Genomic DNA, 17980 nt, shown 5'->3' on the forward strand with positions numbered 1-17980 from the left:
TGACGGCAATTTATCTCATTTTTATCACCATTTTTAAAATGAGGACACGCCCTAGTACCACTCACTAATTTTTTATACGAATAGTTTTTATAAAATAGTATGAGTAGACAAGGCAGACGTTATAATAAAGTAGTTGAGACTCATTATCAATATAAATGATAATGGTTTTTATTAACAGTACTTGCTATATTAAAGGCAACGTCTCATTTGATAAAAATATAAGTTTCATAGTAGTGAAATTGAGAAGTAGGGAAGGTTCATAGAAATGAGCGTTCTGAGAGGTAAAACTACTAAGCAATATCAAGTGTCAGAGATGTATTAAATAGCGAAAATATTGTAAATTATTATTGATAATAATTATCGTTTGCATTATTATCTACGCCATTCTACTCTGAGTAATAAACATTAGGCTGTTATGAGTTCAACGGATTTAGACGCGCCACCACTTAAGTCGTTATTGCTAGCTATTGTTGCAGTACTAGGACTCCATGTGCTTGCCGCAATTGCACTAGTGGCAATAAAAACGCCTGAACTCAAACCTGAGCCAAAAAAAGAGATGTCACCACTTGAGATAAAGTTTGTGTCATTACCGGCAAAAACGGTCTCAACTGAAGTAGAAAAACAAACAGTCACAGCAAAAAAAGAAGTACCGCCTGAGGTACAAGTTCAGCCAGCGCCGCAACCTGAACCAACGCCTAAAGAGGCGGTTAAACAACCAACAGAGACACCAGTAAAACCAAAAGAGCCTGTTGTAAAAAATATAGAGCCGAAAGTGACGCCTGTGATAGCGTCAGAAAAGCCTCGTCCTGATACCAGTCAAAAAGTAGCCCCAAAAGAGCCGCTACCGAAACCAAAGATTGATAATTCAGCAGCTGAAGCACAGCGCAAAGCAGCTGCCCAAGCTGAATCAGAGCGTCAAGCCAGAAAATCTGAGCAAGAGGCGCAAGCTAGGGCAGAGCAAGAAGCCAAAAGAGTCGCTGATGCCAAAGCTGCCGCTCAAGCGAAGGCTGCCGCAGAGGCCGCCGCTGCACAAGCAAGAGCTGAGGCGGAAGCAGCAGCTGCTTTAGCACAGAGTAATGAGCCTGTGAGCTTCACTGCTAGCTCAGCCAACTGGGCATCTGCGCCAAACTTTAGTTTTCCTGAGCGCGCTGCACGTAGAGCCCGTTCTGGTGATACGCTCAACGTTGTCTTGGTATTACGAGTCAACAAGCAAGGCGGTATCGATAACGTGCGAGTTGCTCAATCATCAGGTAATCCGCTAGTAGATAAAGAAGCCAGACGTCAAGTGCGATCTGGCAAGTTCAAACCCTTTACTAAGAATGGCGTACCCGTGGTAGGTGATGTGACCCTACCGATCAGTTACGCGGTTCCTTGATAGCTCATACTTTATAACAACGTATTTATTGATCATTTTTCATTATAAAACTAAACATGATATTTACCTCAGTATCATGTAATGGCATTACACATTAAGGAGTCTGACATGGACTTTATGCAATACTGGCAGATCAGCGACATGGTGACAAAAACGTTGTTCTTTTTGTTGCTTGCGTTATCTATTCTCTCTTGGGTGACAGGTATCGTCCGCGTATTGCAAAGCCGCAAACTGGCGACCAATGTAGCAGATGATTTGAGTCAGCAATTACAAGCCAGACAGTCTGACTTGGCTGGTTCTGATGCTGCCACTCGCCGTTTGGTAACTGAGCAGACTTTGCTCAAGCATATCGGTCGCTATCGTTTTGCTAGTGAGCGTGGTCTGCCGATTCTTGGTACGACGGCAGCGATTGCACCGTTCATCGGCTTGTTTGGTACGGTATGGGGTATTTTCCATGCATTACACAACATCGGTATGAGTGGTCAGGCAGGATTGGGGCAAGTTGCAGGGCCAGTCGGTGAAGCACTGATTATGACAGGTCTTGGTATTGCAGTAGCGATTCCAGCCGTGGTGTTTTATAACCTTGCAGTACGTATCAATCGCCGCATAATGTATCAAGCCAATGACAGAGCCCATGATTTATTGGCGCAATCAACGGGTCTTGTGGATACTACCAAGGTAACTGCGAGCCATGCTACTAGTGCCTCACAAGTGCATGCTGCACCAAGCAGTCGTTCAACGACGAGCGAGACTCAGCATACCAGCAACTACAGTAATTCTGTGCCAAAGCAGCTATAGATAGTACTAGTTCTACAGATACTGATTTTGTAAACGTTAGGTCCGTAAACATTAAGGCTGCAAGAGCTAGGTCTGTAAAGGCTCAAACGACAAGTCGACAAACCGTCAAAAAGCGGCTTGGCTGTGTGAAAATAACCAAAAGCATTGAGAGTAACTATGGCATTTCAATTGGGTGATGATGACGTACGAAGCATGGATGAGATGAACCTCATTCCGCTTATCGATATCATGCTGGTATTGATGATTATATTTTTATTGACAGCGACCGTGTTGAATCCGACAGTGCCTTTAGATTTGCCAGAGACTAGTGCCGCGCTCAATGAAACGCCGCCAGAAGCGATTCAAGTCAGCATTGATAAAGACGCGGGGATATTCTGGGATAGTGACCCAATCAGCATGGAAGAGTTAGAGACACGCTTGCAGCAACAAGGCGCGACTGGTAAGAATCCAGCGGTACAGTTACGTGCAGATAAAGAAGGCAAGTACGATACGGTCGCTCAAGTCTTGGCAGCGGCAAGTAACGCTGGACTGACCAAAATCGCATTTGTGAATGAGTAGCTTAGTAGCTAAATCTTTAAGAAATTAAGCATTGAATAGTTTAAGCACTGTGAGTCAGTGCTAGTAGCTTCGGCTTCATATTAGAAAACTGGCTAGATAAATCAATAGCCCGACCAGTAAGACAACCAGCACCGCTATAATAAAAACAATTAAAATAATAAAATTTTCTCCAACCTCATTAACTACTTAAACCTCAAATTAAGTCGTTAGTGAGGTTTTCTTTTTTTACCAGCCATAGCCAAACGGACGATAGCCGTAACCGAAGCCTGCATGTCTGTAGCCAAATGGGTAAGGTGAGCGTAAGTAGTCGAGATCGCGCTGACGAATATAATAGTAGCGCCCTTGAGAGTAAGCTTCTTCTAACTTCTCAATACCTTCTAACGGACAGACAGGTTGCCAGTCATAGCCTTCGCGACCGAGCTTATAAGCATTCAGCTCGGTACAGTAGTTTTTGAGACCTTGTTGACGGCCTTGTTCCCATTGGATACGGTTAGGACTAGCACCGCCTATACTGGCGCAGCTATTGGTATAGTGACCAAAGTAAGCACCTGAACGTCCTTGCGAGCCATCAGCGTAGCCGACTTCTTGCCAGTTGCTGCTTTGACACTGCTGCGGGGTTAGGCTTCGAGTCGTGGCACAGCCCGATAATGTTAGTACGACCGCGCCAAGTAGCGATAGGCTCATGCCTGTTTTGCTCATGACTTTATTCATCAGCTTGCGAGCGTGATAAGCGCCCGATGAGTTTGACTCAATAAGATAATTCATAATAAACCTGCGCGCGTTTAAAATTATGGTTTATCATAGCACTTTTTTGAGCTGACCATTTTCGTATCTGGTTTTTATAGCGTGCTGTGATCAGTAAGTTTATATACGCTAAATAGCTGATTTAATAGTGTAACTTGCTAAATTGTCATATGCTTTAAAAGTACTCGTTGCACCGCGATTGGACGACAACGCTTGATTTTTAATGGTTCGTGCTCATTATAAGCCCTTATATATCGTTGTTTGTTATCGTGCTAATCGCAAATCTATATGTACTATGTATAAATAACGGTTCATTAGCGATATTTATCGCTATATCTCTTAGTATCTTTTTCATTTAGTCAAAAGGCCAGACCATCATGGGAACATTGATTGGCGTTATCATTGTACTATTCGTATTAGGGAGTATGATGGCGCTCAAACCGAACGGTATCGATCAGCGTTTGGATAAGCTGCGTATGACCGCGCGTCGTTTACAGCTCAATCCAAAGCTCGTTTCGTGCCCTGATTGGATCAAAGGCCGTGACAATGAGTATGGCCGCGGTATGCTTGGGCAGTACTGCCTGATATTTGAAGACACTAAACTGCCGCATACCCGTTATCAAGTGATTGATGGGCAGTGGCGACCAGAAAGCAGTTTTGTCGATACCAGTACAGATGATAAGACGCTTACTATTCCCAGTGCGATTCGTTCTAGTCAAATTAGCAATAATCCAGTAGTCAAAAAGACTGATTTTAGCTTGGATCAAGTGCCGTTAGAGCTGCCAGTAAGTATCGAACCGTTTGTTAAAGGTCTATTGACCAAGGCCAATAGCATTATTATTTATTGGGAAGATATTGCTTATGTACGTCCAGCATCTAATCCTACGTATCATCAAAAACGGATCGAAGCGGACTTATTAGTGCTCAAAGAAAACCTTGAGAAATGGGCGCTACAGATGCAAAAACAAGCATAAACCTAGTAAAGCGTTTTTTCGTCTCCATTAAAGGGCAATATGCAAGCGGTTTGTCATATTCAAATTATTTAAAGTTGACAGTTTAACGCTTAGCAGTGTAACGTCTTTATAACTATATCTTTATTTTATGGTTATTATTTGTTTTATAACCTTTTTTATCAGCAGCGATTATTACTATAAATAGCTGAACCATGGTCAAACCGTGAGTATCAGCTTCCATAAATTGCCGTGCTGCTGAATTTAACCTTACTTTTAATTTACTTATATTATGGTGTCGTCAAACATGGCAAAAACCACAACCAAAAAAAGTCCAGCACCAGCTGCTGACAGCCCAAAGGGTAAGTCTTTGGTGATTGTAGAATCACCAGCCAAGGCAAAAACGATTAATAAATACCTTGGTGATGACTTTATCGTACGCTCAAGTATCGGTCACGTCCGTGATTTGCCGGTCAGTGCGAGCAAAAGCGCAAAGAAAGCAACAACCGCTAAAAAAGATGACACTCTGACCAAAGAAGAGAAAGCGCAGCAAGCACTGGTACGCCGCATGGGTGTAGATCCAGAGCATGACTGGGCGGCAGTCTATGAAGTACTACCAAACAAAACCAAAGTCATCAAAGAGCTTAAAGCCTTAGCTAAAGACGCTGACAAAATCTATCTAGCAACGGATATGGATAGAGAAGGGGAAGCGATTGCTTGGCATCTAAAAGAAGTCATCGGTGGCCCTGATAATAAGTATCAACGTGTGGTCTTCAACGAAATTACCAAGTCAGCTATCCAAAGTGCGTTTAAACAGCCTTCAAAATTAGACATTGACCGCGTGAATGCGCAACAAGCGCGTCGATTCTTGGACCGTGTTGTTGGTTTTATGGTATCGCCACTATTATGGCAAAAGATTGCCCGAGGACTGTCGGCAGGTCGTGTACAGTCAGTCGCTATGCGCTTGGTCGTCGAGCGTGAGCATGAGATTCGCGCGTTCATTCCAGAAGAGTACTGGCAGATTCATGCTGATACGCATATCGCTGATGGCAATCCTAAAAAAACCTCAGACGCTGAGCAAATCGGTATCCGCTTAGAGGCGACCAAACAAGGTGGCAAAACTTTAAAACTTGGTAATAAAGAGCAGACCGATAAAGTGTTAGAGGTGCTCAAAGCAAGCGATTTTATCGTCAAAGAGCGTGAAGAGAAACCAACGCAATCACGCCCAAGCGCACCGTTTATTACTTCGACCTTGCAACAGGCTGCTAGCACGCGCTTAGGATTCTCTGTTAAGAAAACCATGATCTTAGCGCAGCGTCTATACGAAGCGGGTCATATTACTTATATGCGTACCGATTCGACATTCTTATCAGGCGATGCGCTTGCTGCTGTCCGTGGTCATATCGAAGATAGCTATGGCGCAAAATATGTGCCAGAAAAACCAAATTTCTATGGCAATAAACAAGGCGCACAAGAGGCGCATGAAGCGATTCGTCCTTCTAATGTTAATATGAAATCAACACAGCTCAAAGGTGTTGAGCGTGATGCAATACGTCTATACGAGCTAATCTGGCGTCAGTTTGTGGCGTGTCAGATGTTACCTGCCAAATATCTGTCAGTGAACCTGTTTGTAGGCGCAGATGATATCGAGTTAAAAGCGCGCGGTCGTACCATGGTGTTTGATGGCTATACAAGAGTTATGCCACCGGCCAAGACTGATGACACCTTGCTGCCTGATGTCAAAAAAGGCGATAAGTTAAACCTAGATAAGCTAGATCCGAGCCAACACTTTACTAAGCCTGCGCCTCGCTATACAGAAGCCAGTCTAGTAAAAGAGCTTGAGAAAAAAGGCATCGGTCGTCCATCGACGTATGCCTCAATTATCTCAACCATTCAAGATCGCGGCTATGTGAAGCTTGAGAATAAGCGTCTGTTTGCCGAAAAAATGGGTGATATCGTTACCGATAGATTGACAGCTAGCTTCCCAGATTTGATGGATTATACCTTTACCGCTGCGTTAGAGGACAAGCTCGATCATGTGGCAGAGGGTGATCAAGACTGGAAAGATGTGCTTGATAACTTCTATGGTGAGTTCAAAACGACTCTAGAGCGTGCCAAAGAAAAAGACGGTATGCGTCCAAACGATCCGACCGATGTACCAGATGTCCATTGCGATATTTGCGATCGTCCGATGCAATTGCGTACAGGGTCAACAGGTGTGTTTTTAGGTTGTACTGGCTATAACTTGCCGCCAAAAGAGCGCTGTAAAGGTACCAAAAATCTAATGCCAGTCGAAGCATTCGCCAATCTAGATGATGCGGAAGGTGATGACGAAGCGGCAGAAGTTAAAGATTTGATGGAGAAAAAACGCTGTCCGAAATGTGGCACGGCGATGAATGGTTACATCGTAGATGGTGGCCTCAAACTACACATTTGCGGTAACAACCCTGATTGCGATGGTTATATCCTAGAAGAAGGTAAGTTTGAAGTACCTGGCTCAGATGCACCAACTATTGACTGTAACAAGTGCGATGGGCAGATGGAGCTTAAAACAGGACGCTTTGGTCCGTACTTTGCTTGCCAGAACTGTGATAATACGCGCAAGGTACTAAAAACAGGTGAAGCAGCGCCGCCGCGTATGGATCCAATCCATCTGCCAGAGCTAAAGTCGACCAAGCATGATGATTATTTCATTTTGCGTGAAGGGGCGGCTGGGATGTTCTTAGCAGCGTCTAAGTTCCCGAAAGTGCGCGAAACACGTCCGCCAAAGCTGGCTGAGCTACGAGAAATTAAAGATAAAATGGAAGACAAGTTCCAGTATCTGTTTGCAGGGCCAGATGAAGATCCTGAAGGTAACCCAACTATCTTGCGCTGGTCACGTAAGAAAAAAGAGCAGTATATCGGCTCTGAGAAAAACGGCAAGGCCACGCGTTGGGGGGTTTACTGGCGTAAAGGTGAATGGGTAGAGGAGTAACTATTGTTAAATCCAATATAGTGCTTTTATAGCGTCAGACTCATTCAATGTACTACAGGTACAATTTGCATTGGTCTTTCTTTTATTGGCTTCAACAAACCTAATGGTTACTTCCAATAAAAAACCCTCTTATAATTTAAGAGGGTTTTTTTGTGCTTGTAATATTTCTTCTAAGCTATTTCTATATTTATAGAATTAACCTAAATTAATAGGTTTGGACAGCATTAGTTTTTTACGATAATACCGCAACCAATACGATCGCCTGCATTACCTGAAGGCTGACTGGTATAGTCGTCAACGCCAGCATGTACGATAAAGGCCAAACGATTTACGCTATATTTACCTGCTTCAGTCGCTGCGATTTTCTTGTTCACATAGTTAATAGTAGCAACACCATTTTCATTAGCAGTTAAGTTTGGCAAGTCACCAGCATGACCATTCATGTCATCTGGATTAGAGTGTGGCTTGTTGTCTGGGTTGAAGTGACCACCTGCTGCTTTACCCATGACGTCACAGCTGCCTGTTTCGTGGATATGTAATGAGACAGTTCTGCCTGGCTGTAGGTTAGTAAGTTTACCGTAAACTTGGACGCCGCCATCGACTGGACGTAAGAAAACTTGACCAACTTCTTTCTTCTTGCCATCTACTGTTTGTATGGTTGATTTTAGCGTTGGCTGTGCTAAAGGATTGCCTGTTTGCATTTGGCTTTCTACCGTTTGGCAACCAGTTATTGCTAACGCTGAACCGCATAATAGGGTACTTGCAAGTAATGTCTTGTTCATTATTATCTCCAATCGTTTGAGTTGTTATTTTTAATATTCATTAAAGTCATGAATATCTATCGTTATTGTTCTATAAAAATCGGTAGCAATATTCGTTAACATCGGAGTCAGTATAGCCAAGCTAACTCTATAGTTATTCATCAAATGCGCAACAATCAGTTAATAAATGTAAGTATCGTATGGGTTTGAAAAACGAAATAGCATAAATAATTTTGAAATTAAATGGCTTTAAATGCGTGAGAAACCTACTAAGAAGGCTATGAACTACGAGCAAATGAATAACAAGCAGGTACAAAAAAGCCGCCCATCATTGTGATAAGCGGCTTCCTAATCTATAGGACGAGTTTAATAAAGGTTCAATTAATTATGCAGTGCTTTACCAGAGGTTTTATCAACGGTCACTTTGGCAGGTTTGATTGGTGTTGGCATACTCACCAAAGCAACCTTTAAGATTTCCTCAATCGTGGCAACTGGCTGAATGGTTAGGCCTTCTTTCACGTTATCAGGAATATCAGCCAAATCTCGCTCATTAGTCGCTGGGATCAAGACGTGCTTGATACCACCGCGATGTGCCGCCAGCAATTTCTCTTTGAGACCGCCGATACGTAGGATTTTACCGCGTAAGGTAATCTCACCTGTCATCGCAATATCTGGACGAATAGCAATACCTGTCAACGCAGAGACTAGCGCTGTCGTCAGTGCACCACCAGCTGATGGGCCGTCTTTTGGCGTGGCACCTTCTGGCATATGCACGTGGACGTCTGTTGTTTTAAACGTCTCGTAATCAATACCTAAGCTATCACCGCGAGCACGAACCACGCTCATGGCTGCGCGAATTGACTCTTTCATCACATCGCCAAGTGAACCGGTAAAGCTAAGCTCGCCTTTCCCTTTCATGCCGACCGCTTCGATGGTCAATAGCTCACCACCGACTTGAGTCCATGCAAGACCAGTAATACGACCAATCTCAGGCTCTTCTTCAGCCAGACCGTAGTCATACTGATGCACACCTAGATAGTCATCAATGTTTTTGTCATCGACTGTCACTAGCTGACGTTCTGCTTTTTTCGGAGCACGCGCGCCATGATTTTCAACCGAACCGCGAACCACTTTACGGCAGATCTTGTTCACTTCACGCTCAAGGTTACGCACACCTGCTTCACGTGTATAGCTACGCACGATGCTATGCAATGCTGCTTCAACAATCTCAATCTCACCTTCTTTGAGACCGTTTTGCTTAATCGCTTTTGGCACTAGGTATTTTTGTGCGATATTGACCTTTTCTTCTTCGGTATAACCCGGCAAACGAATGACTTCCATACGGTCAAGCAGCGCAGGCGGAATATCCATACTATTAGCAGTACAGATAAACATTACTTGCGACAGATCTAAGTCCATATCTAAATAATGGTCGTTGAACGTATCGTTCTGTGATGGATCCAATACTTCAAGCAACGCTGATGCTGGATCACCGCGGAAGTCTTGCGCCATCTTATCGATTTCATCCAATAAAAACAGCGGGTTTTTGACTTCTACTTTTGCAAGTGACTGAACGATTTTACCTGGCATCGCACCGATATAGGTACGGCGATGACCACGAATCTCTGCTTCATCACGTACGCCACCAAGCGCCATACGCACAAACTTACGACCAGTGGCACGGGCAATTGATTCACCCAATGAGGTTTTACCGACACCCGGAGGACCGACAAGACATAGAATCGGGCCACGAAGCTTTTTCACGCGTGATTGCACGGCGAGATATTCTAAGATGCGGTCTTTTACATCTTGTAGACCGTAATGGTCTTCGTCTAATACCGTCTTAGCTTTGTCTAGATTGATAGATACTTTGGTCGTCGCATTCCACGGTGTGTCCAAAATCCATTCAATATAGTTGCGTACTACTGATGACTCACTTGACGCAGGTGGCATCATTTTGAGCTTTTTGAACTCTTGCTCAGCTTTTTTGCGCACGTCTTCTGGCAGGTCAGCATCTTCTAAACGCTGCTCTAGCTCTGCCACATCATCTTCACCATCGAACGCGCCGTCATTCATATCTGACAGCTCATTTTTGATGGCTTTCATCTTTTCATTTAAGAAATATTCGCGCTGATTGTCTTCCATTTGCTGACGGACAGCATCTTGGATATCCTGCTCGATGTTTTGCTCAGCACTTTGCTTGACTAGATATTCAGTCAAGGTATTGATATGTGTTTTGATATCGTCTTCTTCTAGGAAAGACTGTTTAATATCAAGGTCCATCGATACACGAGTCGAGATGAAATAAACCAACTCAAGCAAGTCGTCAATACGTTTGGCCACACGAGTCAGCTCACGTGCATTGCGAAGTCGCGCATCTGCATAGCTTTCGAATAATGTAGTTAATGCTTGAATGGTATTTTTCTGTTGACTCTCATCCATGCTGACATCGAGATCGGCACGTTCAAATCTCGCCATCAATAAATCGTCATGGCCTTCTATATTATCAACACGAGCGCGGTATTGACCTTCGATCAATACTTTAATGCAGTTCTCATCGCTATCATGGGGCATGGTGCTGACGATGCGGCACACCGTACCGTACTGATACAAGTTATCTTGATCAATATCTTCGGTCAGTGAGTCTTTTTGCGCGACTACCAGTACTTTGTTGCCATACTCAGCTTGTGCCAGCTCAACCGCTTTCACCGATGGCGCACGTCCCACAAACAATGCAATCTGCATGTGTGGATAGACGACGACATCGCGTAATGCCAGTAGTGGCAGATAGCTTTCATCTTCATTGTCTTTGACAGTGTTGGATGAGGCATTTAACGCATCCGTAGATGCGCTTTCTGTCTCATTGTTCGCATCAGCACTGATGTTAGCGTCAGTGTCAGTATTTGCATCAGACGTCGTGTCAGTGTTCAGGGCAGATGATACATCGATGTCGATGTTGTCTTTATCAATATTATGTTCACTCATATGTTTTTCCTCGTTCCCCAGACTTGTAAAGTCAAGTTCGTGGTTCATGTTTAGATAAATGGTGCTCACGAAAAAAATTGCAAGGCTGAATGGTGAAGTCGTCTGCTTATCTTTGTTAAATAGTTGTCTGAGCGCCCAGTAAACAATGTTATCGATGTTATCAACGATGTGTCGGTAATGATGTATCGTCAATAGTGTGGCTGGTCAATGAATGATAAAAACAGTCAGAAATCATAGAAGAAGGTGTAGATGCATAGGTAACGTTTGGCTGTCCGTATTGATGCCTAATCGGTTCTATGCGTAGGCTTTATACCCAAAATAAGGTAAACTGGCGCGCGTCTAAAACAGGCTCTCACATTGAAACGTTTTAGACAACAGGGCGATATTCATTAGTTTCAATATTCATAGGTCTCAATAAGACCAAAGTATAAAGAACAAGGGGCAACACATGGCCATCAATGCAGTATTGCTAGCAGTTATTATCATGCTAGGACTGTCACTTTCGCGAGTGCACGTGGTGCTCAGTTTATTAATCGGAGCGCTGGCAGGTGGACTGCTAGCAGGGCTTGGTATTACTGATACGCTCAATGCTTTTCAAGAAGGCATCCGTAATGGCGCAGAGATTGCGCTGTCGTATGCACTGCTTGGGGCGTTTGCGGTAGCGATTGCTCATTCGGGCTTGCCGCAGTCATTGGCAGGCGCGGTTATCAAGCGTATTGATGCTGCGGGCACGAGTGGCATGATTAAGTATATGCTGTTTGCAGGCCTCATTACCATGAGCTGTTTTAGCCAAAACTTAATCCCTATTCATATTGCCTTCATTCCATTACTGGTACCGCCACTATTGTTAGCATTTAATCGCATGCAGATTGATAGACGCCTGATTGCTTGTCTGATTACGTTTGGACTGGTCACCACCTATATGTTTATTCCTTATGGCTTTGGTGACATCTACCTCAATCAGATTATGCTAAAAAACGTGGGTGAAGCGGGTATCGATGTTGCCAATATTTCTGTGGTACAAGCCATGGCAATTCCTGCGTTGGGTATGCTAATTGGTTTGCTGGTTGCCGTATTTATCAGCTACCGTAAGCCACGCGCATATCAGCAGATTGCGATAGATCAGCAAGCGCATGATGCCGTCGTAGAAGGTGATGCATTAAGCAAAACTGCTGCTGGTGCACAGTCGCAAAGCAAGCTGAAGACACTGGTTGCACTGGCTGCTATCGTGACTGCTTTTGTGGTGCAGTTATATACTGACTCGCTACTACTTGGCTCGATGTTTGGCTTTGGTGTGTTTATGGCGACCGGCGTGGTGAAGTGGCGTGATGCTGATGGCGTCTTTAATGACGGTATTAAACTGATGGCGATGATTGGCTTTATTATGATTACCGCGCAAGGCTTTGCTGAAGTAATGAAAGCGACTGAGCAGATTCAGCCATTGGTCGATGGGGCAGCGTCACTGTTCGCCGGTAATAAAGCGATGGCGGCATTTATCATGCTATTGATTGGTTTGATTGTGACCATGGGCATTGGTTCTTCATTTTCTACCATTCCTATTTTGGCCGCGATTTATGTACCGCTATGTATCTCGTTAGGGTTTTCGCCATTGGCTACTGTGGCGATTATCGGTACGGCTGGCGCGCTGGGTGATGCGGGTTCGCCTGCGTCAGACTCGACATTGGGGCCAACCTCTGGTCTAAATATCGATGGACAGCATGACCATATCAAAGATAGTGTGATACCGACTTTCTTACATTACAATATTCCGCTACTGGCCTTTGGTTGGATTGCAGCGATGGTGTTGTAGGTTGCTTTAGCTAAAATATAGTTTTATAAAAAGCCATCGTATAGATGGCTTTTTTGCTTTAAGGTGGGAATAGAACATAGCACATAAAAAAGGATGAAATAATGCAGTTCAAAGAACACATGAGCGCGACGCAGCTTGAGAATATAATCAATGACAGAAAGCATTTGAATCCGAAAAGAGCAGAGACACTTCTAAGGATTCTTGAAGAGAAAGTACAAGATACCACTCCATCTGAAAATTTTGAAGAAGCCTACTATATCTTTAATACAGAAGAGGCTATCTTTTATGGGGTACAAGGCTCGATATCTTCCTTAACGTACGTGTTTTTGAATAAGGATTTTATTGTAAATGTAGATATAAGAGGTAGTCGTCCCTATTCCGTAACATTGAGTTTTCATGACAACATTAACAAACCAACCGATGAAGACCAAAGAGAAGTTGTTAACCAGTTATTTTATATTATTGAAAATGCAGAAGTTTTTTTACTTGAAGACATGACTAGAGACAACACAACTATTGAGTTTGTAGGGGTATAACATGAATATTGACAATGTCAGTATCTCATTCTGAGTGTAATTAAAGTCGAGCGCACCAAAAATAAATTGATGATAGTTATTGGTGTGCTGGGTGCACTTTACTCAAATCAAAGACCATCATCATCAAAATCTCTAATCTCACCGCTTAGACTACTCAAAAACTCATCGCTTTGCGCCAGCAGTTTATTTAGACGATCTTCATTGACGAGCTGTGTCATTTCTTCAGCGCTAAACGGTTGCTCTTGACTGTAGTAACGTATCTCTCTAGCGTCCTCATTGCCTAATGTCTGCAAATACTCATCCACACTGTCTGCACTGGAATCAGCAGCGCTAGAGTCTTTTTCAAATTGTTTATCGTCTTTCATTAAAACCACCTTATGCCGCTTGGCGTAATTAAGCCATCTAATGGCACATCCCACGGTTGACGCGCTAATTGTTCAACCACTTGAAAATCATAGCACCAGCCAATTTTTAACGGCCTTGATGCCCCTGATCGATAGCTTTTACCAAGCGTCGTATCATAAAACCCGCCACCCATGCCCATACGATTACCATTTAGATCGACCGCCACTAATGGACAAATAATCACGTCTAGTTCTGCCGCCCATAACAAAGCGCGGCTGTGTTTTTGTTTCATGCCGAGCTGATGAATGCGGGTAGGAATATTAAGCAGTTTTGAATGATAAATTGGTACAAAGCGCAATCGCTTATCGTCATTGCCATTACTAGTACGTCCAAGTGAACCGACAACAGGTAAATAAGGTAAATAGCCTAAGCACTGACACCAGTCCAATATTGGCTGAGTAGGTAGCTCACCAAAGCCATCATAGTACAGTCCAACACGCGCATGTGCTGGCAAGCGCTGCTGTAGTTTAGTTAGATGTAAGCTTGCAGACTGAGCAAGTTGTCTACGTTCTCCATCGCTCAACTGACGGCGTTGGCGAGCAAAGTGTCGTCTAGGTGGGTTACTGATGACAGGTTCGGATGTTTCAGTGTTTTTTGAGTCCAAATTATTTGGAACAAGGTTGTTTGAATCAAAGTTATTTGGCTCATGTCGTATTGGTTTAGGATGCATAGTTTCAGAGTGCATAATTTTAGAGTGCATAGGTATCTTATCCAATGAAGTATCAGATTGGTGATGACAGGCGTTTTTAGACATTCTTTTTTAGGTATCGCTCAAGGCGATTTGTGAATATTCAACACGCCTTAGTCATGCTATCATAACGCCACTTTACATCGTATTTCCGTTTATGTGCAGCAGCTGTTGCACTTTTTATCGTTCAGTTATTTAACAACAAACCAGTAAAGAGGGTAGTTATGTCGACACAGAATCAGGCAACTCGTACCGAAAAAGACACCATGGGCAACGTAGAAGTCCCAGCTGACGCTTATTGGGGTGCGCAAACTCAGCGTAGCCGCGAAAACTTCAAAATCGGTGGCGAGACGTTGCCGCGTCCAATGATTGAAGCGATGGCACTGGTCAAAAAAGCCGCTGCGATTACCAATGCAAGCCTAGAGCGTATCGAAGGCGACAAGCGTGATCTCATCGTACAAGCCGCTGACGAAATCATCAATGGTGGTCTGGTCGATCAGTTCCCATTGGTCGTATGGCAGACGGGTTCTGGTACCCAGTCAAACATGAACATGAACGAAGTATTGGCCAATCGTGCCAACGAAATCGCTGGTTCTGAGCGTGGCAGCTATACGCCAATTCACCCAAATGACCATGTAAACCATGCACAGTCTACCAACGACAGCTTCCCAACGGCGATTCGTGTGGCTGCTGCGCGTCAAATCAACAGTTTATTGATTCCAGCAGTAAAAGCACTACGCGATACGCTAGCGGCAAAAGCCAAAGAATTCGATAGCATTGTAAAAATCGGTCGTACGCATTTACAAGACGCGACGCCTTTGACCTTGGGCCAAGAGTTCAGCGGCTATGTCAGCCAACTTGACCATTCATTAACTCGTATCGACAATGCATTACAAGGCTTATATGAATTGCCACTAGGTGGTACTGCGGTTGGTACTGGTCTAAACGCCCATCCTGACTATGCAGTAAAATCAGCTGAGCAATTAGCGACTTTGACTGGCTTGCCATTCGTCACGTCACCAAACAAATTCGAAGCACTGGCCGCTCGTGATGCAGAAGTATTTGCATCAGGCGCACTAAAAACACTAGCAGGCAGCTTAAACAAAATCGCTAACGATGTACGTTGGTTGGCATCTGGCCCTCGTTGTGGTCTGGGTGAGTTGACGATTCCTGAAAATGAGCCAGGCTCTTCTATCATGCCAGGTAAAGTTAACCCAACGCAGTCAGAAGCAATGACTATGGTTGTCGCTCAGGTTATGGGTAACGACACGACTATCAGCATGGCTGGCGCGTCAGGTAACTTTGAGCTAAACGTGTATAAGCCAGTTATCGCGTTTAACTTGTTGCAGTCTATCAAGCTGCTTGGCGATGCTTGCAACAGCTTCAACGAAAACTGTGCCGTTGGTATCGAGCCAGTAAAAGACAAAATCGATGACTTCTTGCACAATTCATTGATGCTAGTAACGTCATTGAACCGTCATGTTGGTTATGAAAATGCAGCTAAAATCGCTAAGACTGCTTATAAAGAAAACAAAACTTTGAAGCAAGTTGCGGTTGAGCTAGAGCTATTAACTGAAGCGCAGTTTGATGAGTGGGTAATTCCTGCTGATATGGTACATCCTAAGTAAGCAGTAGACCAAATAATGACCTGCTACGGCGTCAGACTCGCTTAATGTACGATAAGTACTATTTGCACTTGCCTTTCTAGTAGCAGCATCATATTTGTTTCACTGAGAACTTAGAAAAAAAAGACCTTGTCACTTCTTATATGAGAATGTGGCAAGGTCTTTTTTTTGTTTTCTGATTTGGCTATGTTTTTTTATTCATCCAAACCAGTAGGATGCCATAGCAGTTAGAGCTATATTAGACCCCTTTATTTTTAAGCGAATATAAAATGATAGGAAATCTACGTGACTATATAAAGAAATTCACCACGTCTCAAAAATTTGGAGTTTATATAATATTTTTTTTTGATTTATCTGGGTTTGTTTATGAAGATTTGGGGATATCGCTTGATAGCCGACAAGTTAGCGGAAGATCCAAGTAACTTCAAACAAGGCTGTATGTATTATGAAAGTACGTTTATTGATAAAAAAATAAATATGAAGATTTTGACTGTATCTATAGATGGCTATAAAGATAAACATGTTGCAATCTTTGCGAGAAGTTTTCGTCGAAATCAAAATTGGGAAAGTGCGACATACAAGGGGTTTGTTGATTATATAGAAGCACATCGACGAGACTGCCATCCTGTAGAATATATAGAATTTCCTTTACTGATAGGGCGCGAGATTTATATCTATAATTATTTAGGTGATTTTGGTAACACCATTAGTCCCTCCAATATTACCAAGGACTGATACTATGACGATTGTTAAAAATAGAGTGTTAAATAAAAAAGACCTTACCACATCACGCGGTAAGGTCTTTTTTATATCAAACTTCTAAGCTCAATTAAAACTTATAAAGCAAACCAAGCGTCGTTGCCGCTTCAGTACGTGAATCGACCATTGGGCTATCGTACTGCTCATTTGGTACATAGCTCACGCTTTGATTGACAAATCCTGCCCAGCGCTCATTAAAGTCATAGTTGGCACTGATGTTGATATACGGATTCAAGCTAGAGTTAGATTTATAAGCGTCAACGCCTGTCTCTGCTGACTCTTTTTCACTGACACCATAGTAGTATTCATTGTAGTCAGCATCATGATATTCAAAGCCAATACTTGGATAGACCGTTAGCTTGCCTTTAGTAATTCTAGAAAGGTAGGTCAAGCGAGCTGTGTTACCACCACTACGATCTAATACATCAGCACCTATTTGCGCGCGGATGCCGCCAATAGCAGTACGACGCTGATAGCTTAGACCTGCTTCTGCTGATGATTTACGCTCATCCAAGCCTTGTAGTGCACCATTAGCATCATCAGGTTCAAACTCAGAACCCGCAAGCTTGGCATAGGCAGACAGCTGATTGACACCATCATTGATCAGGTACGCACCAGCTTGTGCACCGCGTACATAGACCTTGTTGTTGTCATAAAATGCACCTGGTAGCACGCGCACTTCAGTACTGTCTTCAAGATCATAGGCTGATTTGACTGCCATGACATTGACCCCAACGCTGAGCTCAGCATCTTTGTCAGTCGGCAAGTTGTCATTAAAAAGTGCGGCGTTAGACATGCTAGCCACACTAAATAGTGCAGTAACGGTGAACGCGCTAAACATAGTACGTGTAGAGATATTAGGTAGCGCTGCAAGTTTTAACATAATTGGATCTCGTAAGTGAGTATAAATAACTGAGTGGTGCGATTAAGCAAAACGTGTTCAAAAGAGTAAGTAATAAAATGAATCAGTAATATAGGTCAGTATGCTGTTTTTGGAGTCTATATAGCAATG

The 17980-nt window shown here is 43.4% G+C and carries 15 protein-coding genes; 9 read left to right on the forward strand and 6 right to left on the reverse strand.

Annotated elements, in window-relative coordinates; all coding sequences use genetic code 11:
* Positions 1-415: 415 nt before the first annotated feature.
* The 3 genes from QL886_RS01960 to QL886_RS01970 all read left to right on the forward strand — a co-directional run bounded on the left by QL886_RS01960 (position 416) and on the right by QL886_RS01970 (position 2731).
* Complete coding sequence (locus QL886_RS01960) at positions 416-1375, forward strand: energy transducer TonB (RefSeq protein ID WP_290177471.1); 960 nt, start codon at positions 416-418, stop codon at positions 1373-1375.
* Between the two features lie 108 nt (positions 1376-1483).
* The gene (locus tag QL886_RS01965) at positions 1484-2173 is read left to right on the forward strand and encodes a MotA/TolQ/ExbB proton channel family protein (protein ID WP_290177472.1); all 690 of its coding nucleotides are present in this window, start codon (positions 1484-1486) and stop codon (positions 2171-2173) included.
* 156 nt (positions 2174-2329) lie between these two features.
* Positions 2330-2731 (forward strand): biopolymer transporter ExbD, encoded by a 402-nt coding sequence (locus tag QL886_RS01970; protein WP_025651314.1) that lies wholly within the window; start codon positions 2330-2332, stop codon positions 2729-2731.
* Positions 2732-2956: 225 nt separating this feature from the next.
* On the opposite strand, the gene QL886_RS01975 is transcribed toward QL886_RS01970, so the two are convergent.
* Complete coding sequence (locus QL886_RS01975; RefSeq protein WP_290177473.1) at positions 2957-3496, reverse strand: DUF2799 domain-containing protein; 540 nt, start codon at positions 3494-3496, stop codon at positions 2957-2959.
* A gap of 356 nt (positions 3497-3852) precedes the next feature.
* Here QL886_RS01975 and QL886_RS01980 point away from each other — a divergent pair, with 356 nt between their 5' ends.
* Together QL886_RS01980 and topA are read left to right on the forward strand one after the other, a co-directional pair.
* Positions 3853-4449 (forward strand): hypothetical protein, encoded by a 597-nt coding sequence (locus tag QL886_RS01980; RefSeq protein ID WP_290177474.1) that lies wholly within the window; start codon positions 3853-3855, stop codon positions 4447-4449.
* Between the two features lie 283 nt (positions 4450-4732).
* Positions 4733-7399: a type I DNA topoisomerase gene (topA, locus tag QL886_RS01985; protein WP_290177475.1), complete on the forward strand. Its 2667-nt coding sequence runs from the start codon at positions 4733-4735 to the stop codon at positions 7397-7399.
* Between the two features lie 224 nt (positions 7400-7623).
* On the opposite strand, the gene QL886_RS01990 is transcribed toward topA, so the two are convergent.
* A complete protein-coding gene (locus QL886_RS01990) occupies positions 7624-8181 on the reverse strand; it encodes a superoxide dismutase family protein (protein WP_290177476.1) in 558 nt (185 codons plus the stop codon).
* 360 nt (positions 8182-8541) lie between these two features.
* A complete protein-coding gene (gene lon / locus QL886_RS01995) occupies positions 8542-11145 on the reverse strand; it encodes an endopeptidase La (protein WP_290177477.1) in 2604 nt (867 codons plus the stop codon).
* 448 nt (positions 11146-11593) lie between these two features.
* Here lon and QL886_RS02000 point away from each other — a divergent pair, with 448 nt between their 5' ends.
* Positions 11594-12955 carry a Na+/H+ antiporter NhaC family protein gene (locus tag QL886_RS02000; RefSeq protein WP_101205176.1) on the forward strand — a complete coding sequence of 454 codons (1362 nt, stop codon included), beginning with the start codon at positions 11594-11596 and terminating at the stop codon, positions 12953-12955.
* 101 nt (positions 12956-13056) lie between these two features.
* Positions 13057-13491 carry a hypothetical protein gene (locus QL886_RS02005; protein WP_290177478.1) on the forward strand — a complete coding sequence of 145 codons (435 nt, stop codon included), beginning with the start codon at positions 13057-13059 and terminating at the stop codon, positions 13489-13491.
* Positions 13492-13598: 107 nt separating this feature from the next.
* Here the strand turns inward: QL886_RS02005 and QL886_RS02010 are convergent, their stop codons facing one another.
* The gene (locus QL886_RS02010; RefSeq protein ID WP_290177479.1) at positions 13599-13856 is read right to left on the reverse strand and encodes a hypothetical protein; all 258 of its coding nucleotides are present in this window, start codon (positions 13854-13856) and stop codon (positions 13599-13601) included.
* Positions 13856-14596, reverse strand: a complete 741-nt coding sequence (locus tag QL886_RS02015; RefSeq protein ID WP_290177480.1) for a 5-formyltetrahydrofolate cyclo-ligase — start codon at positions 14594-14596, stop codon at positions 13856-13858. The genes QL886_RS02010 and QL886_RS02015 overlap by 1 nt, the downstream gene beginning before the upstream one ends.
* Positions 14597-14808: 212 nt before the next feature.
* On the opposite strand from QL886_RS02015, the gene fumC reads away from it, so the two are divergent.
* Together fumC and QL886_RS02025 are read left to right on the forward strand one after the other, a co-directional pair.
* The gene (gene fumC / locus QL886_RS02020) at positions 14809-16212 is read left to right on the forward strand and encodes a class II fumarate hydratase (protein WP_102092240.1); all 1404 of its coding nucleotides are present in this window, start codon (positions 14809-14811) and stop codon (positions 16210-16212) included.
* A 363-nt stretch (positions 16213-16575) separates the two neighbouring features.
* Entirely contained in the window at positions 16576-16944 is a 369-nt protein-coding gene (locus tag QL886_RS02025; protein ID WP_290177481.1) for a hypothetical protein, read from the forward strand.
* Between the two features lie 94 nt (positions 16945-17038).
* Here the strand turns inward: QL886_RS02025 and QL886_RS02030 are convergent, their stop codons facing one another.
* Entirely contained in the window at positions 17039-17851 is an 813-nt protein-coding gene (locus QL886_RS02030) for a MipA/OmpV family protein (protein ID WP_290177482.1), read from the reverse strand.
* Positions 17852-17980 lie beyond the last annotated feature (129 nt).

Origin of the sequence: Psychrobacter sp. APC 3281, assembly GCF_030407815.1 — a bacterium.
Classification (GTDB): Bacteria; Pseudomonadota; Gammaproteobacteria; order Pseudomonadales; family Moraxellaceae; genus Psychrobacter.